The following is a 21,672-nucleotide window of genomic DNA, read 5'->3' on the forward strand; positions in this document are numbered from 1 at the left end:
TGTATGCTCGACAAAGAACTCCTTGTCTTAAGTCACATCATGTTCGAATTTTGATAGCAATAATTTAACAATTGCGACATTCTTATCCAGAAATACGACATAGATGAACTGCCCACTTGGTGACCACAGAGAATGAAAACGACACACACGTATCGCATTGGTTTTTTCCTTATTCCTGATTTTTCGATGCTCTCTTTTTCGGCAGTTATCGAACCTCTTCGAATGGCAAATCGCCTCGCTGGTTGCGATTTGTATCAGTGGGATATTTATGGATTCGAAGATAAAGAAGTGTCGGCCAGTAATGGCGTTTCATTCTCGCCAACGCAGTCAGTCAACAACATTGCTCATTTAGACTTTCTGCTGGTTGTAGCGGGTATTGGCGCCCACGTTGCTGCTGCGAGTGGCTCGGTGAATCAGTGGTTAAAGCAAGCGCTTCGTCAAGGCATCGCTGTGGGCTCGACTTCGACAGGCAGCGTATTGTTAGCAAAAGCTGGCCTGTTAAAAAACAAAACGTGTACCGTGCATTGGGAGTCCGCCAACAGCCTGGCAGAGGAGTTTCCAAACATTAACGTGACCAGTGAGTTGTACGAATTCGACCCACGCACACCAACTTGTTCGGGCGGCTTAGCCGGTTTGGATATGATGCTTCATTTAATTACAAACCAACATGGGAGTGACTTGGCGAATCAAGTGGCAGAGCAATGCATTCACCCTGCGATTCGACCCGCGCATGATAAACAGCGGATGTCGTTAATCCGTAAGCACAACATCCGCCACCCGCGCCTGCTCGACGCTGTAGAGATCATGGAAGCCAACATGGAAGAGCCGCTAAAGTGCTATGAAATTGGCGAGCAAGTAGGGTTATCGGTCAGGCAGATGGAAAGGTTATTTTTGCAATACTTGCAAGACAAACCAGGCAATTACTACCTTCAATTGCGCTTAGAACGCGCTCAACATTTGTTGTTGCAAACCATGCTGTCCATCACTCAAATCAGCACCGCTTGTGGGTTCAGTTCTACATCGTATTTTGCGCGCTGCTACAAAAAACGCTATGAAAAAACGCCGCGTGAAGAGCGACGTTTAGCTTAAGATTGAGTAAGAGAAAGGAGTTCGATCTCTTCGATCTCATCGTGATGTGTCAGACGGCTTATCGGACAACGTGCCTTGGTAAAGCAATGATAGCCAAGCAATTACCTGCTCTTTACTGGCTTTATCAAGTTGCAAACAGCCCTCTTCTATCGCTGACACGCGCGAGGCGGGCAGTTCTTTCTCTGCCAAAGTACGAAACTTACCTCGCATCTCGCCTCGACTAAGCGGATTTTCAGGATTACCTCGCGCAATACAGGGAGGTGAAGTCAGTTTGTCGCCATTTTTCAACGTCACCACGACATGCGCCCAACGTTCGGCTGGAAACTTATCATTGTATGCAGGCTCTTCAATTAACTTCATCCGTTCCGTAAGTGCCAAGCGAGCAGGATCTTTCAGTCCTTTGGTGACGGCTTCTACCGTGACCGTATTATCCATGACCGCACTCGCGACAGAAAATGGCAAACTGTACTGAGCCTGCTCGGTTGTCTCAGGGCGCTTGGTATGCAGGCACACCGCCTGGTGAAAGCTGTGAACTTCGATAAGTTCAATCTCATCAGGTTTTAGTTTATTTTCTTGTTGCAGTGCTCTCACCGCTTCAACCGCGGGTTGAGCCCAACGACAAACCGGATACGGTTTAAAGTATTGCTCCAGGATATACCAGCGCTGCCCTAAATCTGCCCACAAAGCGTGAGTTTGTTGGTCCAGCAGAGTCGCGGCTGGCGCGCCAGTAAATCCTTCTTCTGCCAGCTCTGCACTAGCGAAGCCCGCCATCGCTCCCCAGCCAGAGCCGTCTTTGAGCATGGTTGGATGTTCAATACAACGCATCATTTGACTGCGCGGGCCATAGAACTCGGCAATGCCGAGCGCATGCTCTGTTTGTGCATCCGTTAAGTCTTTTCTTCTTGCAGACACCGCAGCGACGCCCAACGCATTCCAAGCACCAGAAGTATGATAGTCACAAGCGGTTTGATGCAGCGCGATTCCGGCGCGAGTTGCAATTTCGTAGCCAATGATGAGGGACGTTAATAACTCTTCTCCCGTGATCGCTGACTCATGCATACTGGCGAGCAGCCCCGGCAAAACAGCGACGCCAACATGGCCTTTCGTCAGGACTTGGCCGTCGTGCGCGTCCATGCTGTCAATCAACATGCCGCCATATAGAGTCGCCCCACAACCACTGGCCGTGTGATCAGAAAACAGCATCGGCGTATCACCGGCAAACTGCTTCTGCGCGAGTTTAGCTACCATATTTTGCAGTTGCGTCGCTTTACCTGCTGCGGCGACACCCAACAGATCCAAGACGCAATATTTCGCTTGTTCAATAACGTCAGCAGGAAGCTGTTCAAAGGTTAATTCGTGAATAAATCGATGAATAGATTGCATCATCTACTGCTCCAGTTTTAGCGTTTTGCCTTCGACAATAGCGTTGTGATTAATGGTGTATTGCTGTCTCGCACGGTAGGCAGCTCGAACCTGGCTTTATCAATATCGTCCAATGACAAAGTCGCAGTTATCAAGGTTTCACCGTCTTCTGCCTGCGCCAATAGCTCACCCGTTGCAGACAAAATACAGCTTCCCCCCCAAAACCACGCTTCGCCCTCTGGCCCGTAACGATTGGCCATCAAAACTGGGGTTCCGTAGAGCACCGCATAGAATTTAACGTTAACTAACCAGTTGTCTTCATTGGAAAAGTCTTTACTGACAATACTGCTGGCCGAATTGATCGGCGCGAGCAAGATGTCAGGCTTATCGAGTAGCGCGCAATGAACCAAAGGTGGATTCCATAAATCGGCACAAATTAAAACCGAGCCTCGCCAATTTTCGTCAAGAGAAACGCTGGTGGTAGCCTCTCCCGAATGAAACCACTTACCCTCTTCAAGCCCACCATAGGTTGGTAAATTGACTTTGCGATGCACAGCAACCACCGTACCACCGAGCAACCAAGCCATCGCGTTGTAGTATTCTCCCGGAGCGGCCTGTTCAACAAAGCCGACAATCACGGACATGTGCGGTGCAAGTTGCGCAAGCACTTTAAGCCGAGCATCATCACGCTTCATGGCGACTTCACGCACAGAAGATTGGAGCTGGTATCCGGTCAAGGAGAGTTCAGGAAACAGCAATAGCTGCGACCCCAAGGCCGCAGCTTGCTTTATGTAATCCTGATGAATATTCAGATTGGCATTCACATCGCCTAACTGGGCGTTGATTTGGGCCACACTGACTTGCAGGATAGTCATGGTATTACCCCAAGTTATGCTCAGATAGGAACTGGCTTGCGACTTCTGAGATCGAACGTCGCTCCACATCAACTTGTTGATTCAAAGTCGACATCGTATCGCCATCGATCGCCGCAGAAAGCGCGTTCATTTGCTCGGCAAGCTCTGGGTTCGCATCTAGCGTTTCTTGGCGAACCACAGGAGTGATCGCGTAATCAGGGAAGAACTGTTTGTCATCCGTTAAAACGGTAAAACCCAATGCTTTGATACGACCATCTGTTGCAAATACAAGCGCAGCATCGACTTCTTTCCCTTTCAGAGCATCATAAGTTAACCCCGTATCCATGCGTTTCACTTGGTCTCGTGAAGCTTTGAATTTGTAGGTTTTCTGTAAAGGTCGGAAGCCATCTTTTCGTGCATAGAATTCCGCATTCAAAGCAATGGTCATTGGCGGGTCTTGGCGCATTTGCTCGGCAAACTCGGACAAGGTTGAGATGCCACGTTGTTTCGCATCGTCACTGCGCATAGCGAGCGCGTAGGTGTTGTTCGCTTTTGAAGGGTTAAGCCAAACTAGGCCTTTCTTCGCATCGAGTTCCCTAACGCGTTGATACACTTGCTCTGCTGGGAGCTTGTCTTTGACTTTGTTGTAAATGATCAGTGATGTGCCCGTATATTCCCAATAAAGATCAATCTGTCCGTTTTCTTGCGCTTTTCGCAAAACCGCGCTGCCCATGCCCGAACGTTTATCAACGTCGTAGCCTTTTTGGGTTAAATATTGAGACGTAATTTCCGTTAAAAGCTGTTGTTCTGTAAAGTTTTTACCACCTACGACGATTTCCGCAGATGCGTGAAAACTTGAAAGCAGTACACCAACGGCCAGCAAGCGGCGAGTAATTTGCTTCAACATGTTTGACTCCTGTCTGTATTCAATTTTTAGGATTGTTATTGTCTAGCTCTAATAGGGTTACAGCCTTTAGGTACAGTGACATAAGAAACGGCTCCTACCACACTGTCGATAGCGATAGCCAACATCGCTGTAGGAATAGCGCCTGCCAGCATCATGATGGGTTCATCCAGATCAATACCGGTAAAAATGAGCTCCCCTAACCCACCGCCACCAATTAAGAAGGCCAGTGGAACGGTACCCACGTTGACAGCTAACGCCGTGCGGATACCGGCAAAAATGACGAAAAGTGCATTAGGAATTTCAACCTGAAACAACATTTGTAACTCGGTCATACCAATGCCTGACGCCGCTTCTTTTAAATGAGCGGGCACTTCTTTCAGTCCAATGTAGGTGTTTCTGACAATCGGCAACAACGAGGCAATCGTCAGCCCAAATACCGCAGGCACGGTGCCAATGCCAAGAAAGCTCATTGCCAGCGCGAGAATGGCTAAAGTAGGAATCGTGGTCCCCACATTCAAAACCTGCATCGCCGATTCTGCGACTTTCTGAAAACGAGGGCGGCTGAGCAATACGCCGACGGGAATCGCGATTAGGATCGCCAATCCACCAGACAGCAGCACCAGTTCAATGTGCTGAAACGTCAGATAAACAATGTCTTCTTGGTAGTAGAGGAAATCATCGATCGTACCCGCGCCTTGTAAATAAATACCCAACGCAAAGACACACGCCAATAAAACGAAATAGTAGGTTTGTTTTAGCTGATTGGTCACGATGCCTCCTTAGCCTGATGCAATGGCTGCGGCTGGCTAGGAGAGGTATCGCGCTGATAAGTTGCACCGAGATAATGGGTAATGCCGCGCAGTGTGACTTCGCCCACTAAGCGGCCATTCTCGTCAACACACGGCATCCAAACAATGTCGTGCGTGAACATCTTCGACGCGACTTTACGCAGATCATCCGTGGTTCGGGCGATTGTTTTCAGGCCGACATAATGTTCACCGCAGTACCCCTTGATATTGATTGCTGTAGCTTTTGGCACATAACCGATAGGCTGGTGTTGGCCATTTACTAATATCACGGCGTCGCGATACCCATACGCGTCAATTTTGGTTAAAGCGTCGGCAAGCGTCTCGTTAGGTTTCACGTGCGCAAAGGTGGTCTGCATAACGGACTCAGCCGTCACTAAGCGTAGACGTTTAAGTGCGCGATCATCTCCGACAAAGTTTTTCACGAAATCATCTTTCGGGTGTGCGAGCAAATCGTCAGGCGTATCGTACTGAACCAGATGACCATCGCGGAAAATCGCGATTCTATCGGCCATTTTGACCGCTTCATCAATGTCATGACTGACAAACATGATGGTCTTGTTGAGCTCTTGCTGCATTTTAAGGAACTCATCCTGGATTACTTCACGGTTGATCGGGTCAATCGCGCCAAATGGTTCATCCATCAGCATGACGGGAGGATCCGCCGCCAGCGCTCGGGCAACACCAATTCGTTGCTGCTGTCCGCCAGACAACTCATTTGGATAACGATTAAGGAAAACACTAGGATCAAGAGCCACCATCTCCAATAGCTCTTTTGCACGCGTCATGTATCTTGCCTTATCCCACCCTAATAACTTGGGAACCACCGCGATGTTTTCGCCGATCGTCATGTTGGGAAATAAACCAATTTGCTGAATAACATAACCGATATTGCGGCGCAGAGTGACTGTATCCATCCCAGAAGTATCTTCACCACCAAGATAGATCTTGCCCGATGTCGCGGGAATAATTCGGTTGACCATTTTCAGCGTGGTGGTTTTGCCACAACCGGATGGGCCAAGTAACACACATATTTCACCACTGGGAACTTCCATCTCAATGTGATCTGCGGCAGTCACCGGGCCATTAGGCGTTTCAAAAATTTTGGTTAGCTTGTCAATTTTGATCATTTGAATGTCCCTATTATTTGTCCTTTATCGAGCAGCGGTTAGGCCCGGTGGCGTTAATCTTTTTTGTAGTCTAATCAATCCGTAATCCGCGATGATAGCCAGAAGGCTGACGGCGATGGCACCAACGATCAGTTGTCGAGGATCACTTTGCGAGATGCCACGGCTGATAAACACGCCCAGCCCACCGGATCCGATATACGCGGCGATCGCCATAACGCCAATATTCATTACTACTGCCGTCCTCACACCCGCCATAATCACCGGAATCGCCAATGGAACTTCCACCATTTTCAAACGTTGAAAAGGCGTCATCCCGATACCGCGAGCAGCCTCTCTGAGTGACGGTTCTACGTTGTGAATGGCGGTATAAGTGTTGCGAATAATAGGCAGCTGAGAATAAAGCAGTACGGTAATCACGGCGGGCACGTAGCCAATCCCATGACCAATGGTCGATAAGAGAGGAATCATCAAACCAAACAATGCGATTGAAGGAATGGTGATAATGATGGACGCTACGTAAAGCACCACTTTCGCAGCGCGCTCATTTTGTGTGATAAGAATGCCGATAGGTACGCCAGTTAAGATGGCAAGCCCAACAGCCAGAGCGACCAAAGAGATGTGCTCCATGGTAAGCGTACCTAGCAGCGCTAAGTTATCTATGGTGAAATTTAGTAAGTCCAAGTAGGTCTCCCCCAACTGTGATTCGCAACCAAGTTAACAGGAGATTAAATTACGCTACTTTTTATTAACAGTGTTGTAAAATAGCGACACGTAAAGATAGAAATACGAAATCTTAAGAAAGGAATGAACTGGCTTTCTCATCACCAAAAACACGCTTGATTGGCGATGAGTAGCACTAGTAAACAATTTGATTATATAGGAACTTAAAAGCCTGTGCTGGCATGAAGAACTGACTACAACGAGCGGTTAAATTGCTCCACGGCCTCTACAACACGGCTAGCGCCATCTTGTATTTCATTCATCACATTGCCTGCTTTTTCAGAGAGCTCTAGCGTATCTAGTGCTTCTTTTTGGCATTTAGCGATCAGCTTAACTGCGTTATCTGTTCGCTGTAGGTTTTCACTGACCATTGTGACAATTTCATCGGTGGTTGCATTGGTTCTTGTAGCAAGCTGTCTGACTTCATCAGCAACAACGGCAAAACCTCTACCATGCTCACCCGCACGAGCCGCTTCTATCGCCGCATTTAACGCCAATAAGTTAGTTTGGTCAGCGATACCACTGATGCTATTTACCAACTCGCTAATACGCGATGAGTGCGCTTTAAGCTCATCAATCGCGGTGTTCGCTTGCTGCATTTGCTCGGAAAGTATCTGCATCTTTTCTAACGTTGAGCCTATAACCTCTTGCCCTTGCTGGGTTTGTGTTCCAGTTTCTTGGGAGATTTCATTCGCCAATTGCGCAGCCTGGGCCATTTTCTGTTCCTGCATTACCTGCTGGGTAATATCTGTCGCGAACTTAACGACCTTATAGAGCTCTCCTCTGTCGTTATGGATTGGGTTATATGAAGCCTCTAGCCACACCTCTTCACCATAACGGTTAACTCGTTTGAATCGCTCTGATGAAAATTGCCCTTTTGCTAAACGTTGCCAAAACTCACGGTAAGCTTGAGAGCTCGACTCTTCCTGATCACAAAACATGCGATGATGCTTCCCTAGAATCTGATCAAGCGTATAACCCATTGTGTTTAGGAAATTATCGTTGGCTTTTAAAACATGGCCATCTAATGTGAACTCAATCACCGCCATAGAACGACTTAATGCATTTAGCATGTCCTCTTGCTCACGGGATGATTTGATCGTTCGCGTAAGTTCAGAAGCAAAAACAAAAAAGCTTTCTACTTCTCTGCGCTCATTTAAAACAGGCTGGATAATCGTTCTTAACCAGGCTTCCTCACCATTACCTTTCTGTACTTGCAATGCCCCATTCCAGAACACTTTATCTTGGACGGCTTTCTTCATTCGATGAAAGTGGTCTGTATTGCGCGAATTTGACGGTACCAATTCAGTAATTGATTTCGTTAAGATCTCATCATCATGTAAGAAAAGTTCTTGCCGTAGTTTGGTATTTGCAGAAGTAATGAGGCCTTTACTATCCAATGTTAAGCGGATCATCTCTTCATCTAAACTGGTTTGGATTTGCTGCAGGATTTGCAACTCCTGCTTTAATCGTTGATTTTCTTGTTGAAGCGACTTATTAAAAAACATGACTTTCTCTCATTCGACCGACCTTCGGACTAGTCAAAGGTTTATTATGTGTATACCGAATAAACTGCAAGCGGCAAAATCGTTTGGTTGCATATTCAAACGCGATTTCTATTTCTTATAAAAGGATTCTCGCTGGGAATACGGCGATTTTTTCTCCAGTATAACCTAAGCGCAGTATACTGAAATTTCTTCAGCACCCAAGTTGTTTATATATTTATCAATATTAAAGCTCTTTATCGCCAATTTGAGGTTTGTATTTGTGGATATGCTTATATGGAGAAGTGGTGTGTTCAGATCAATAAGCCTTTTCATTTAAAAAAAGGGCCTTGACTTAGTTCCAATAATTTTCGCCGTTTTACCGCTTTTCCACCCGACTTTTGAGCGATTACCCACTCCTTATTCGCTTGTATTTCTATTAACAACGCACGGAGGAACCAGCAACAAGCGCATCGATTTGCCCAGTATCAATACGTTGTGGTATCCGCTCATTCAGTTTGCCGTGAAGGTGATGAATCACCACCTCACCAGTCGACTCGTCACGATCAGAAATGAGGCAATGAGGTAATGAGGTAATGAGGTAATGAGGTAATGAGGTAATAACGCATGACACCAGAGATTACATTATGTGTCCAACATTGTGCCCACTCCTAAGTTTCATAACTTCCTTCCCTCGGACGCTTCTATCTCTCACCACAGCAACTATGCTTTAAACGACATGTATTCAATTGTCTAGCTTCAACATATGAAGGTTAAGTGAACATAAACAAGCGAAGGAAACAGGGCCATGGAAGTCGATAAAAATGATAAGTTAACAAAAAAATTACAGATAGTGATTCATTGGTCTGTAAGAGTATTGTCGATAGTTATGTTGTTTGTAATCGTCATGGGTGTGATAGATGTTGCATGGACGATATATCAAAAACTTATCACGCCACCTAAACTCATTCTGACGATTTCAGATATGCTAGCCACTTTTGGTGCTTTTATGGCCGTTTTAATTGCTATTGAAATTTTCATCAATATAACTATTTACCTGAGAGAAAATGTTATTCATGTAAAAATCGTCATGGCCACCGCGCTGATGGCAATCTCCCGAAAGGTCATTATTATAGACTTTGAAACCTTGTCTCCAATGTACCTGATTGGAATAGCGGCTGTAGTTCTTAGTATGAGTCTTGGTTACTGGCTGATCCATAAACTGCCCAATAAGAGCCATACTGAATAAACTTCTCAGCCTCCCGAATTTTCAGATACTCTCAAGGCATGAAAAAGTCTTGTCTTGGCACGTTGGAAGCTAATAAATTCCTCCATGCTAGGCTCTATATACTGCTAGACTACAAGATTATAGAGTAGTGCCTAGGCGGAGAAATTATCGATATTATTTTCTAGCAGCTAATCTTTGAGTATTGGCACAGCTCAATGGGGCAAGTGTTGCTCCAGTTCCCCATCTGATTTATACCCTCAACATCTATGTATTTTAATTTCAACTTTTCCGTGATCCTCTTAAACAAGGTCGTCACGAATAGCCTGAAGGATTACATCCGGCTAAAAGTAATCGCCAGAAAAGTGATTGTCAGGTGGTCGGTCATCTCGCCGTAAAATTAGCTCTTAACGCATACCTTCAGCTCAGTTTGCGAAAAAGCCTTAAAGGTCAAAGTAACTTTCAATCCCATTCAGAGTGTTGGTCGTGGCCACAGCGGCTAATATCAACCCCATGATCCGACTTACAGCACTAGCTCCTGTATTCCCAATAATCCTGTGTATGCCGCTGGCCATTAATAGCAAGATATAAACAACCAATAGTACCAGCAGCATCATAGCCACTGTCTGGACTTGCTCCCAAATATTAAACCGCACGTTCTCTGTGAGTAAAACGGCGGCTAATATTGCGCCAGGGCTAGCAATTGATGGAATGGCTAGAGGAAAAACTGCTGTATCATGATGACTATTGAGCGTTCTGATTTCTTCTGCTGGTTTACTCTCACCAAATATCATAGTCAAAGCAAACAAGAACAATACGATACCGCCCGAGATTTGAAACGCAGACAAGGGAATACGCATTGCTGTAAGTATGATTTCACCAGCAACAACAAAAAACAGTAGGATAGCAGCGGAGAATAGAGTCGCAAACAGAGCGACCTTACGCTTTGCCACTTCTTCATAGCTTTTTGTGGCTGCGATAAAAACGGGCACAGTACCTATGGGATCGATGACAGCAAAGAAAAAGATAAAAGTTGCCACAAAGTCAATCATGCTACTTTCTCCAGTACCAATTTAGCTTTAAGGATAGAAGATCAGCTTGAAGTAGCAGAGAAAATGTTTGACGCTAACATAGCGAGAGCTCATTCAGAAAAACAAAAATGGTGCGTTATTTACAATACAGAACTTACTTCTATCCTATCGATAACTATTAATATCTCAAAGGTAATGACTACCATACCTAACGGTAGTCGCCATCGCTTTAGACTTCTCAGAGAACATCAAAAAAAAACAAGTGAACGAGAAGAATATCGACGTCATAAGATAGTGAGGCTTTAGTGTTTATACCAGTGCTCTTTTGACTCCATTTGAGCTTTTACTTCTGCACTATATTCAGCAGTAGGTCGTGCCAATAACCTTGGAATGCCCATAGGTTCTCCGGACTCTAAACAATAGCCATACTCCCCTGCGCGCAAGCGAGCCAACGATCGTTGAATCTTAGGTAACAGCTTTTGCTCTCTATCTATGATTCTTAATGCGATTGCAGATTGCTCCTCACTGGACGCCCTATCGCTTTCGTCACTGAATTCCATTGGCGCAATCATCTCTTCTTTCGCGCGTTCAATATGCGCTAACGTCAATTCATAAAGCTCAAATAATCGGTTTTCAAAAAACGCGGGCTGAGCTTCATTCATATAATCCGCCTCGGGCGCTGCAAGAATTTCTTCTTCTGTCATGACATGCTTTTTCTCTTCGTTCATAGAACCTCCACACCGAGATAAGAGTTCGATCTCTAAATTCCGGACATCTGAACCTGTGCAACTAAACGACAAATAAAGCCGCCAATAAGGTGCAGTGCTCGACACACTCACAAACTGCTTGATGCCAGAGTTAAGATCACCGACTATATTAATTGTTATATTATAACATTACACTATAAAGAGCATGAGCATGAACACCCAGAAACTCCCTGTTACGGTTTTGTCCGGCTTTCTAGGCGCAGGAAAAACAACCGTTTTAAGTCATATTCTTAACAATAGACAAGGCAGAAAAGTCGCGGTCATCGTCAACGACATGAGCGAAGTCAACATCGATGCAGCGACCGTTCAGAATGAAGTTTCTCTCAACCACAGTGAAGAAAAGTTGGTTGAAATGAGTAACGGTTGCATCTGTTGTACCCTGCGTGAAGATCTGCTTGAAGAAGTCACTAAACTCGCGCAAGAAGGCAGATTCGATTACTTAGTTATCGAGTCCACTGGCATCGCCGAGCCACTTCCCGTTGCAGAGACTTTTACGTTTGCTGATGAAAACGGGCTATCACTTTCAGACGTTGCACGTTTAGACACCATGGTTACGGTGGTTGATGCGATTAACTTTCTGCGTGATTACGATGAAGCTAAGTTCTTAACAGAGACAGCCGAATCATTAGGTGAAGACGATGAACGCAGCGTCGCCGACTTGCTCGTTGATCAAGTAGAGTTCGCTGACGTTATCTTGATAAGTAAAACCGACCTCGCTGAGAAATCAGAAATCGAAAGGCTTCTTGCGATTCTTAAAACTCTCAATACATCGGCCACTATTCTTCCTATCTCGAATGGTGAAGTAGAACTTGATGCGGTACTCGACACACAAAGCTTCAGTTTTGAAAAGGCACAACAAGCCCCAGGTTGGTTGAAGGAAATGCGAGGCGAGCACATACCTGAAACCGAAGAATACGGCATTTCCAGCTTTGCCTATCATGCGAGACGCCCTTTCCATCCAGAGAAGTTTTACGACTTCCTCCACAATGCGAAAGATTACGGCAAACTGATTCGTTCCAAAGGTTACTTTTGGCTAGCAACCAGACCAGAGTTTGTCGGCCAATGGAGCCAAGCGGGAGGCATCGCACGTTATGGTGTTGCGGGTATGTTTTGGAAAGCGATTCCGAAGGAGGAGTGGCCGACGGATCAAGATTACCTAGATGCTATAAACGACATTTGGCAAGAACCATACGGCGATATGCGACAAGAATTGGTGTTTATTGGTCAGGGATTAGAGCAAGAGAAATTGATTGCTCGTCTTAACGAATGCTTGTTAACAGAAGATGAGATGGAGCAAGGGCTCGACTATTGGTTATCTCTGGAAGACCCTTTCCCTGAATGGGAACAGTAAACGACTGAGATACAAAAAAGCCTCCCACCATTCGGGAGGCTTTTTCGTTACACAGAGCCAATTTTGGTATACCGAGCCAATTCAGTAAGTCCGTTCTTGGTACAAGCCGAGATTCAAACATGCACCAAGGGAATCCTCACCAGCGCATTCAAACCGTCTTCTTCTGGCTCAACTTAGCTATTTTCTTTGGCCAAGGGTCTTCAAATGTTGCCCCTTGTTGCCATTGCTCCAATTCCCCTTCCGTTAAAAAGCAGTTTTCCAGCGCATCAATAAACGCATCGACTTCGTTTTCCTGCCCAATCACCGTTAAGCGACAACGACGATCACCAAAGCGGCTTTCAACACTGTCTATCTTATCTTGCAGGATTTGACGATGTTCCTCAGTGAAGTTTTGCGATTCGTCATTGATTACCGAAGCGCGCCAAAAGCCTGTAATTTCAAGCCCCACATTGCCGCTTGCTTGGCTCCAAAGCAGTGAAACATCGTCTCGAGTTGGAAACCAAAAGAACCCTTTACTGCGGAACACACCTTTAGTTAAATACTGGTGGCAGGTATTCCACAACCGCGCAGGATGAAAAGGTCGATCATCTTTGATCACTTTCGCGACAAGGCTTTGTTCGTCTTTATCAGAGAGATTCAACGGCTCATTCACCGTCTCACGAAGTTCTGCGATTAACTGCTCAACAAGGAAGAAATTGTAGTCTTGCTCACCTTTCAACATGCGGATATCCAAGTTTCCCCACGACGTTTTGATTATCTCGGTGTAAACGTTAAGCGGGTGAATCGCCTGCGCGATGTTGCGAACGGTATTGTCGTCCACTTTGTCCGTCTTGGTGAGCATGATACGGTTTGAGAACATGATTTGCTCTACCAACAAGTTTTCAACGCCGCGAACACCCTGCTGCACGTTCTCCTGCCACTTAGGGATTAAAGCAGAACCTTGTCGATAGTCATCTCGCAACCAAGTCGCATCCACCAACGTAATTACGTCTTTGAGTGCGAATTGTGCGTTACTTTTGAAGTACTCGACCAAAGGTAAAGGATGACTACTGCCCGACGTTTCAATCACAACCCATTCTGGCGATTTTTCTGCGCAGAGCTTTTTAAGGGCTTTATCGAGCTGCTTTACACCACTCAGGCTGCTGATGCTGTCTCCACTGATCGTAACAAAGTTGCCCTGCTCTTCACTCACCGCATCGGTATTTAAGATAAGCACGCCATCGACGTCTAACTCACTCATGTCATTAACAATAACGGACAGATCAATACCAGAAGAATCGGCTTGTTGAAGAATGTTGCGTAAAAACGTGGTTTTCCCGGACCCGAGAAACCCATGCAAAATGGTGACTGGAATTGATGGCATACTTTTGACCTACAAACTCTGGATGAACGCATGTTATAACATAACAACTTAGTGAGTTATAGAAGGAATCCAATTGCTGTCTTAGACGCAAAACTTAAGAATCGGTAAAGATCACAGGGGCTGATTTCTCAGAACTCTCCTTCGTTTCTCATCACGTTTCATCACCAGCAAAGGTCTGACTATTGATAAAAATAATAAGTGGTTACAAAACGACCATTGCTTTGTTTATAAAATTGGAGAAAGATGACAATACAGCGATTTATAGGAGGTGGTGTTATGACTTTAGTTCTTACCGTTCTTATTTTCCTAAGTTGTATTGCGATGCTCGCGATTGGTGTGATGTTTTCACGTAGGCCGATCAAAGGCGGAGGTTGTTGCAAAGCGTCCGATGTTGCGGATGTGGGCGCACGTAAAAGAAAAAATCGCAGTCATTATTCTTCTAGGAACACATATTGACACTCACCTATTGCTCCAACCTCACAACACAAAATAGCATAACTGAGCCCTAACAAATTGTCGGGACTCAGTTTTTCGTTTCTACTAGATAATCAAACTCTGATACTCGCGCCAAAAATGAAGGTTTCTGGATGTTAGGAAGCGACTTCGCGATAGGTAAGTCGGCTTTCATTGCATCAACCGGACGATTACGAACTAAAACTTCAAAATGTAAATGTGGTCCGGTTGAACGACCAGTATTCCCAGAGAGGGCTATTTTTTGCCCACGCTTTATAACTTGACCTTTTTTAACCAAGATTTTATTCAAGTGTAGGTAACGAGTTTTGTACACACTGTTATGTTCAATCACTAAATAATTACCGGCATAAGGGTGCTTGCGGACCGCAATTACTTTTCCATCCCCAGTAGAATAAACTGGCGCACCGATTGGTGTCGCGAAATCCGTTCCGTTATGCGGGGTGACTCTTCCCGTCACTGGGTGTTTACGCTTAGGGTTAAACCCAGAGGTGATTCGGCGGTATGCCCTATCGACAGGATAACGGTTAAACGCTCGCTCCAAACTGTTACCAGCTCTATCATAGAACCGTCCATCCTCGGCTAGAAATGCAGCGACTTCGCCCCTCGCTAAGTTAAAAGAAATAGCCTTAATCTCACTATTGCCAGTTTTGTGTTCACCTAAATATTGCTGTTTCACTAATATATCGAAACGGTCACCGGCTCTAAGAGATCGCGCAAAATCAATCTTATCTTTCATCACCTGCGTAATATTTGCGACGTGGCCTGATGCCAATCCTACTCGATGTGCCGAGACTGAAAAACTCCCTTTGATTTCTCCCGAAAATAAGGTTTCACGCCATTCCCCTGAAATTTCCTGAAATTCGTAAGAGAAGGAGCCATCGTTTTCTCTAGTGTAGATAGCCTTCTCTACAAGGCTCATATGATAAATTAGTCGACTCAATTGCCCCATGTCATCCATCACTAATTCAAGCTCTTCTCCGGGCTTAATCATATCTAGCTGCAGGTGATCAAGATCAACTGAGAGAATTTGCTGCAAAATACCGTAAGAGAGACCCAATTGAGCGAAGATACCACTGAGCGTATCTCCCACTTTAACTATATAGTGTATTTGTTTAGGTTTAGGCAACGGAGTCAAACTGACATCTGAGGGAACCACTATCTTTGATGATGGAGGTGGTGACGAATCACTGCTTTGATTCAGTTGAACGCTGTGACTATCTTGATTTGGCTCATCCTCTGTAGGTAGAAGCAAAGCGACCGAAAAACAAAACACAGCAACGATTAAAGCAATAAATTTAAACTGACTCATGAGAAACTAAGTAACAATAATAACGATTGTTATGTTATAACATATCTAAGATTGCTTTTACTCAGTTTAGTAAACGTTTATTCAGTTCACTGGATTGGCTAAGAGAAGACCAGTCATTCAACCCATTCTCTTTGAGAAGGATCAATAATGAACACATTCAATTCAGCACTGATCGTTGCAGGAACACACGGAAACGAACTTTCTGGTATTTATTTACATAAACTAATCAAAGAAAAACGTTACTCTGTCAATAGATCAACCTTTTCAGCCTGCTCGATCATCGCAAACTCCGAAGCAGTAAAACACAACGTCCGATACATCGATACAGACTTAAATCGCGAGTTCTCAGCAATGAATAGCAATCATTGTCCTGATTTGCATGAAAGCAAGATTGCACATCAATTTATCGAGAAATATGCAAACCAAGAAAAACTGTTGATTGTTGACCTGCACAATACAACAAGCAATATGGGAGCGACGTTGATTTTGCTTTCTAACGATGTGTTTTATCGGAAACTGGGCGCGTACGTCAAACAACGAATGCCATCAGCACATATCCTTTTCGAAGAGCGAAAAGAATGGCAAGAGCAACCTTACCTTTGTACTGCTGGGCAATATGGAATAATGATTGAGGTCGGGGCGCAAGCACATGGTGCGCTAGAGTACAGTACGTTGGAGTTGATGAAACAGATGCTTACCGCAGTATTGGACTATGTTGAAAAGCACAACCTCAACCAAATAGGCTTACTGAGCGATTATGAGGCGTTTTTTTACACCGAAGAAATCAGGGTTCCACTTGATCAAGAGGGTATGCGGCAAGCACTAGTACACCCTACTATTTGTGGCAGAGATTTTGAGGCGGTCAAACCAGGAGCACCTTTATTAGCGACTTTCGCTGGTTATGATATCCATTGGAATGGCAAAGGGGAAATTTACCCGCACTTTATCAATGAGAGCGCCTACAGTACCGCAAATATAGCAATGGCCCTCGCTAAAAAAAGACGTGTTTCTTCCGTGTAACTTAAAGCAAGTAATTAGGCCACGTGTAACGTGGATACCTCACCCCATGAATAAAACTGTGCCTGAACCGCATAGGCAGAAAATACGGGTACTAACCCCACCCTAATACGGCAGCATAAGTGCCCTAAGCGCAGCTTTAAAAGAAACCCCACTAGAATTTTAAGGAGGTAAGACATTATGGTTAAAAGGAGAGTTTTCTCTTTTCTATCATGATGCCTTCTCCAAACATCGAAATAATCTATCTTCAAATTGGTCATCTAGACCGGAAGAGATCAGTTCTAGGCGGCTTTCTGAACACTCGTCTAGTTCAAACTCTGTGAGTCCATCTGATGTTAGATTGTAACCAAAAATACCGCTTCCCGTGATAAAAACCGCTTTCATTCGTTCGACCTTGAGGTCGAGCAGCAATAATCTCAGCTTTTGATGATCGAACACGTTTTCAGCGGAGATACGCCAACCGATACTGTAGAAACCTTCCCCCTGATTGGTTGCTTTTAGAATGCCACTCTCAGGCATAGGCAACTCAGGAACAAGTGACTTTTTCTCTCTTTCACGATAAAGAACAGAGGGCGTTTTTTGCACGTCAATACGAGTCGCTCCCTCACATTCATGAAAAGGGATAGCGCCATGTTCAGCGAAAATCACTTTTGTTTCCCGCAGACCGAGCTTTGCTATATAAGCCGTCAGCTTTTGCTCATCTTCATCTTGATAGAGATCGCGCTTATTACCTACCACTGTATCTGCGATAGTGATTTGCTGGTTAAACGTTTCATGCTCAGTGTACTTAGGATCCGATAGTTTACGTGCATCGACTAAAGTAATGTTTTTTTGCAAAGCGAGAATTTGACGATAATACTCGGTCGATAGCACTTGCAGTACTTCTTTAGGATGACCAAGGCCTGTAGGCTCAATCAACAATCGATCTGGCCTTGCTTCAGACAATAATTGATTTAAGGCGATTTGCATCGGAAGACCTGCTGCACAGCACATACATCCCCCGGGGACCTCTCGAATAAACACTTGGTCTTGTTGTTTTTTTTGGCCTTGTAACAAGCTGCCATCAATACCAACTTCGCCAAATTCATTGACCAATACAGCCCAACGTTCATGACTCGGTTTATGGGTCAATAAGTGCATTATTGCCGATGTTTTCCCCACCCCGAGAAAGCCAGTGATGATGTTAGTCGGCACTCGCGAAATCAGTGGCTTATTAAAGTTCATTGGCAATTCTCCGGTAGCCTTGGACTAGTTCATGGTTGGCAGAAACGACGGATTCGGAAAAAGCTGAATATTCTGGCGGCACTTTAGAGATACTCTCTAAATCAAAACCGACACCAATATTGGTCATCGGTGGTACATGGAAATAAGCGGGTAAATCGAGGCCATCGACGACACAGTTATGACGAATAACACACCTCTCACCGATGACGCTATTGAACACGACGGAGTTGAAGCCAATGAAAACATCATCACAAACCTGGCAAGGACCATGAATAATCGAACGATGAGCAATGGATGAGCGCTCACCAATGGTCACCGCAGCCCCTGCCTTAGAGTGAATTACGACACCATCTTGGATATTGGTGTCACGTTTGATGACGATAGCTTCCATGTCTCCATGGTTATTAACTTCGTCAGCTCGAATAACAGCATAGGGTCCAATAAAAACGTTATCCTCAATAATGACTTTGCCACAGATAATAGCGGTTGGATCGATAAAGGCTGTTGAGGACACCTGTGGCATATGGCCCGTTGGGTTTCTTCTTAACATAATGCTTCCAGTTTGTTTATGGCTCTTTCTTTACGGTCAGCGACTTAACGATTGAAGGATAAACGCATCGCTCCAGCTGGTTTATCGATGACTTTGTTATTGGCATAAACTAGCGCGCCATTGACCCAAGTCTTTTGAATTTGAGCTGAAAATTCATGTCCAGCAAAAGGCGACCAACCACAGTGATATAAACTGTTTTCGTTGCTAACTCGTGTTGGGGTATGAGCATCAACCAACACCAAATCGGCGTAGTAACCTTCACGAATAAAACCTCGGCCTTGAATGCCATAGCGAATGGCCGGGTTGTGCGCAGTTTTTTCGACTACTTGAGTCAAACTCATATGACCTAAACGGACATGCTCGAAGAGAGTAAGTAACGCATGCTGAACTAACGGCAGTCCGGCTGGAGCCTGCTCGTAAAGCACTTGTTTTTCTTGCCAAGTGTGAGGAGCGTGATCTGTTGCAATGATATCTATTTGCCCCGTATTTAACGCTTTTAACAACGCATCGCGGTCACTAGGAAACTTGATTGAAGGATTACATTTGATCAAATTACCAAGAGCGCCATAATCTTTGTTGCTGAACCAAAGATGGTGAACACAAGCCTCCGCGGTGATTGATTTATCTCGAATGTCTCCCTCGTCAAAAAGTGCTAGCTCCTTCGCCGTTGTGATGTGCAGCACATGCAGTTGGCTGTGATACTTTTTGGCAAGTTCTACCGCATAAGAAGATGAAGCGTAACAGGCCTCTTCGTCACGCAAAATGGGATGGTCTTCGATAGTGAAACCTGGCTTCTTAAGCCTTTGCTTTTGCTGGTTTTGTTTAATAACAGTCCCACTTTCACAATGAGTAACAATGAGTACTGGAGAGTCACGAAAAATTGACTCTAACGCTTGCGGATCTTCGACTAACAAATTTCCTGTTGATGCCCCCATAAATACTTTCACACCACAATGTTGTTTGGGGTTAAGTTGTTTAATCTGTTCAAGATTGTCTTCGGTTGCACCGAGGTAGAAAGAATAATTCGCAAACGAGCTTTCTTTAGCGAGAGCGAACTTGCGCTCTAACGAGTCAATAGTCGTTGTAGCCGGACTAACATTGGGCATTTCCATGTAGCTTGTAATACCGCCGGCTACCGCTGCCCGCGACTCGCTTGCAATTGTGCCTTTATGTGTCAGCCCAGGTTCTCGGAAATGCACTTGATCGTCAATCATGCCTGGCAGTAAATAAGCCCCTTTAGCATCAATTACAATATCTCCGTGTTGTACGGATATATTAGTAGCAATCTTGTCAATTCTTAGATCAACAATACGTAAATCTGTTTCGGTAATGGCTCTTTCGTTGACCACCCGAGCGTTTTTAATCAATGTTGCTGACATAATTCATTCTTTTAGATAATTTGAAAAGGTGGCCAATACTCGGTCACCTTGTGAAGCTATAAGGGGAGATCGTGTGTCCGCCTCATAGGGGGCGCTTTGCGCATTCATCGCAAACACAGGAAATCTCAAATTGTGGGCTAAGAACGGTGAAGCCTTCTTGTATGGCTTTCGCACATACGCTAGAAATAACATTGGCTTCAACCGCTATTTCACTAACCTTTCCACACTGAGAGCAAATCAAAAACTGTGGAACGCCATGCTCCTGATCGCACGCGATTTGAGAACAAACGACGTATTTACTAGATGTATTGAGCTTATGGACAAAGTGCTCTGCTTCAAGGAAATCGAGTATTCGATAAACCGACATCGCTTGAATGTTTTGAGAAAAGTTGTGATTGCAGTAGTCAACTAGTTCGTAGGCAGAAAGCGGCTTCTCCGCATATAGCAGTGAAGTCAGTATCAATTTCCGTTTAGTAGTGAGTTGTTTACCTCGCAGCAGGCAGATTTTCTCTACCTGCTTCATGACGTCATCTACCGTTTTGAGCTTTCTCATATCTCTAGATGAAATCCAATGTGAGTAGTAAGCGACGTTCATTGTCTGCAACATGTGGAGAGCGATGTATAAGTCCAGTGGCTTCATTGCCTTCCCAACCACTTCCTTTGAGCAGGGCAACATCGCCAGGCTGCATTCGTCGTATTGCACTTTCAGAGTCGTATAATCCCGATAGGTGATCAGGTTGACCAAGACTACCGGCACCGAGTTTAGTGCGATCAATGGTATCGTTGGTTAACCATTCGGTCGCTCGGCCGGTATAAGTTATGACAAGTCTGCAAGGCACACGATCAAAGTGAAATTTCGGGCACATCGGGCTGTCTAGGCGAGTTAGCCTCAAACCTGCTTCTTTAACCTCAAACAAACAGCAGAACATATCGACGATTAAAGCAACATCTTCACTCAGCGCATCAGCACACGCATAGCCCTCTAACTTGCTTCGTACCCATTGTGCAGCATCATCTGGCGTGACACTTTGTACCAGTGCCAATCTAGGCTCCTGTGCCAGCATCAGATTAATGTCCTTCGTCAACTCTTTCGAGAGCGTTCGCTGCCATATGGCAATATTGTGCTCTGGTTTGTAGATGTCGCTAAGTATGTTCGCTGATGTCGATATCGCCAACGATGATGTTGTTTGGACACGAAGCGGGTTCTCAACTACATCAATGCTCATATATCTTCCTCCCAAGCGTTAAAAAGGTCAGGTAAAGGTTTTAATAACGTTGATTTTCTACGGCTATGAGACCTAGTAATCGTTACGATTTCGCTCTAGTTCACGGACATATTGACACAGTCCCACCCCATGTAGAGTCAAGTCAGACAACGCTTGTGAAGAAATCAACGTTTACTCTCTCTCAATAGGAGACTACTGGTTGTGAGATCAATTCTTTAAACAACAAATTGTAGCCCCAAACAAAGCAATGTTATAACATAACAGTTAATCTTTTCAATATTTACCTTTTTTGATTAAAAATAATTAGGGGAACATCATGAGCATGCTAGCACGGAAATTATATTCCGCGATTAGAAAAGTAACGCGTAGGTGAATCGCCATAGACCCGACGAAACATCGCGATA

General features: G+C 44.9%; 21 protein-coding genes and 1 pseudogene. 4 read left to right on the forward strand and 18 right to left on the reverse strand.

The features are described from left to right. Positions 1 to 132 precede the first annotated feature (132 nt). Positions 133 to 1,089: a GlxA family transcriptional regulator gene (locus tag R7Q39_RS22740; protein ID WP_237306086.1), complete on the forward strand. Its 957-nt coding sequence runs from the start codon at positions 133 to 135 to the stop codon at positions 1,087 to 1,089. Between the two features lie 36 nt (positions 1,090 to 1,125). Here R7Q39_RS22740 and R7Q39_RS22745 read toward each other — a convergent pair whose 3' ends face one another. The 9 genes and pseudogenes from R7Q39_RS22745 to R7Q39_RS29320 form a co-directional block, all read right to left on the reverse strand. Next, on the reverse strand, positions 1,126 to 2,475 hold the full coding sequence (locus tag R7Q39_RS22745; RefSeq protein ID WP_318076902.1) for an MmgE/PrpD family protein: 1,350 nt from the start codon (positions 2,473 to 2,475) through the stop codon (positions 1,126 to 1,128). Between the two features lie 14 nt (positions 2,476 to 2,489). Next, complete coding sequence (locus R7Q39_RS22750) at positions 2,490 to 3,326, reverse strand: nitrilase-related carbon-nitrogen hydrolase (protein ID WP_017634273.1); 837 nt, start codon at positions 3,324 to 3,326, stop codon at positions 2,490 to 2,492. Between the two features lie 4 nt (positions 3,327 to 3,330). Then, positions 3,331 to 4,212 (reverse strand): glycine betaine ABC transporter substrate-binding protein, encoded by an 882-nt coding sequence (locus tag R7Q39_RS22755; protein ID WP_318076903.1) that lies wholly within the window; start codon positions 4,210 to 4,212, stop codon positions 3,331 to 3,333. Between the two features lie 35 nt (positions 4,213 to 4,247). Then, positions 4,248 to 4,943 carry an ABC transporter permease gene (locus R7Q39_RS22760; RefSeq protein WP_250160015.1) on the reverse strand — a complete coding sequence of 232 codons (696 nt, stop codon included), beginning with the start codon at positions 4,941 to 4,943 and terminating at the stop codon, positions 4,248 to 4,250. Between the two features lie 35 nt (positions 4,944 to 4,978). Then, positions 4,979 to 6,148: an ABC transporter ATP-binding protein gene (locus R7Q39_RS22765; protein ID WP_318076904.1), complete on the reverse strand. Its 1,170-nt coding sequence runs from the start codon at positions 6,146 to 6,148 to the stop codon at positions 4,979 to 4,981. A 24-nt stretch (positions 6,149 to 6,172) separates the two neighbouring features. Next, positions 6,173 to 6,775: an ABC transporter permease gene (locus R7Q39_RS22770; protein ID WP_395221167.1), complete on the reverse strand. Its 603-nt coding sequence runs from the start codon at positions 6,773 to 6,775 to the stop codon at positions 6,173 to 6,175. Between the two features lie 287 nt (positions 6,776 to 7,062). Further along, positions 7,063 to 7,599: a methyl-accepting chemotaxis protein gene (locus R7Q39_RS29310; RefSeq protein ID WP_374188916.1), complete on the reverse strand. Its 537-nt coding sequence runs from the start codon at positions 7,597 to 7,599 to the stop codon at positions 7,063 to 7,065. Next, a pseudogene (locus R7Q39_RS29315) lies at positions 7,597 to 8,376 on the reverse strand (PAS domain-containing protein); the annotation flags it as partial. The pseudogene R7Q39_RS29315 and the gene R7Q39_RS29310, both read right to left, overlap by 3 nt. A 415-nt stretch (positions 8,377 to 8,791) precedes the next feature. Continuing rightward, a complete protein-coding gene (locus R7Q39_RS29320; protein WP_146106997.1) occupies positions 8,792 to 8,986 on the reverse strand; it encodes a hypothetical protein in 195 nt (64 codons plus the stop codon). A 174-nt stretch (positions 8,987 to 9,160) separates the two neighbouring features. On the opposite strand from R7Q39_RS29320, the gene R7Q39_RS22785 reads away from it, so the two are divergent. After that, positions 9,161 to 9,601 (forward strand): phosphate-starvation-inducible PsiE family protein, encoded by a 441-nt coding sequence (locus tag R7Q39_RS22785; RefSeq protein WP_005375731.1) that lies wholly within the window; start codon positions 9,161 to 9,163, stop codon positions 9,599 to 9,601. Between the two features lie 419 nt (positions 9,602 to 10,020). Here R7Q39_RS22785 and R7Q39_RS22790 read toward each other — a convergent pair whose 3' ends face one another. Both R7Q39_RS22790 and R7Q39_RS22795 read right to left on the reverse strand, forming a co-directional pair. Further along, positions 10,021 to 10,629, reverse strand: coding sequence for a MarC family protein (locus R7Q39_RS22790; RefSeq protein WP_017635732.1), 609 nt, complete (start codon positions 10,627 to 10,629; stop codon positions 10,021 to 10,023). A 281-nt stretch (positions 10,630 to 10,910) separates the two neighbouring features. Further along, positions 10,911 to 11,336, reverse strand: a complete 426-nt coding sequence (locus R7Q39_RS22795) for a molecular chaperone DnaK (RefSeq protein ID WP_318076907.1) — start codon at positions 11,334 to 11,336, stop codon at positions 10,911 to 10,913. Positions 11,337 to 11,526: 190 nt separating this feature from the next. Here R7Q39_RS22795 and zigA point away from each other — a divergent pair, with 190 nt between their 5' ends. Continuing rightward, positions 11,527 to 12,726, forward strand: a complete 1,200-nt coding sequence (gene zigA, locus R7Q39_RS22800; RefSeq protein ID WP_005375723.1) for a zinc metallochaperone GTPase ZigA — start codon at positions 11,527 to 11,529, stop codon at positions 12,724 to 12,726. A 148-nt stretch (positions 12,727 to 12,874) separates the two neighbouring features. Here the strand turns inward: zigA and R7Q39_RS22805 are convergent, their stop codons facing one another. Further along, positions 12,875 to 14,089, reverse strand: coding sequence for a CobW family GTP-binding protein (locus R7Q39_RS22805; RefSeq protein WP_054576791.1), 1,215 nt, complete (start codon positions 14,087 to 14,089; stop codon positions 12,875 to 12,877). A 523-nt stretch (positions 14,090 to 14,612) separates the two neighbouring features. Further along, positions 14,613 to 15,872 carry a peptidoglycan DD-metalloendopeptidase family protein gene (locus tag R7Q39_RS22815; RefSeq protein ID WP_054701335.1) on the reverse strand — a complete coding sequence of 420 codons (1,260 nt, stop codon included), beginning with the start codon at positions 15,870 to 15,872 and terminating at the stop codon, positions 14,613 to 14,615. A 147-nt stretch (positions 15,873 to 16,019) separates the two neighbouring features. On the opposite strand from R7Q39_RS22815, the gene R7Q39_RS22820 reads away from it, so the two are divergent. Continuing rightward, positions 16,020 to 16,892 (forward strand): aspartoacylase, encoded by an 873-nt coding sequence (locus R7Q39_RS22820; RefSeq protein ID WP_053303731.1) that lies wholly within the window; start codon positions 16,020 to 16,022, stop codon positions 16,890 to 16,892. A gap of 207 nt (positions 16,893 to 17,099) precedes the next feature. Here the strand turns inward: R7Q39_RS22820 and R7Q39_RS22825 are convergent, their stop codons facing one another. The 5 genes from R7Q39_RS22825 to R7Q39_RS22845 all read right to left on the reverse strand — a co-directional run bounded on the left by R7Q39_RS22825 (position 17,100) and on the right by R7Q39_RS22845 (position 21,268). Then, positions 17,100 to 18,113 carry a CobW family GTP-binding protein gene (locus R7Q39_RS22825; RefSeq protein WP_021707804.1) on the reverse strand — a complete coding sequence of 338 codons (1,014 nt, stop codon included), beginning with the start codon at positions 18,111 to 18,113 and terminating at the stop codon, positions 17,100 to 17,102. After that, the gene (locus tag R7Q39_RS22830; RefSeq protein WP_017821071.1) at positions 18,103 to 18,663 is read right to left on the reverse strand and encodes a carbonate dehydratase; all 561 of its coding nucleotides are present in this window, start codon (positions 18,661 to 18,663) and stop codon (positions 18,103 to 18,105) included. Before R7Q39_RS22830 ends, R7Q39_RS22825 begins: the two co-directional genes overlap by 11 nt. Before the next feature lie 44 nt (positions 18,664 to 18,707). Then, positions 18,708 to 20,042 (reverse strand): dihydroorotase, encoded by a 1,335-nt coding sequence (locus tag R7Q39_RS22835; protein ID WP_256913328.1) that lies wholly within the window; start codon positions 20,040 to 20,042, stop codon positions 18,708 to 18,710. 82 nt (positions 20,043 to 20,124) lie between these two features. Continuing rightward, entirely contained in the window at positions 20,125 to 20,595 is a 471-nt protein-coding gene (locus tag R7Q39_RS22840; protein WP_025767649.1) for a Fur family transcriptional regulator, read from the reverse strand. Positions 20,596 to 20,599: 4 nt separating this feature from the next. After that, the gene (locus R7Q39_RS22845) at positions 20,600 to 21,268 is read right to left on the reverse strand and encodes a DUF1826 domain-containing protein (RefSeq protein WP_025767648.1); all 669 of its coding nucleotides are present in this window, start codon (positions 21,266 to 21,268) and stop codon (positions 20,600 to 20,602) included. Positions 21,269 to 21,672 lie beyond the last annotated feature (404 nt).

The sequence above is a fragment of the Vibrio sp. 947 genome, assembly GCF_033339115.1.
Lineage (GTDB): Bacteria > Pseudomonadota > Gammaproteobacteria > Enterobacterales > Vibrionaceae > Vibrio > Vibrio alginolyticus.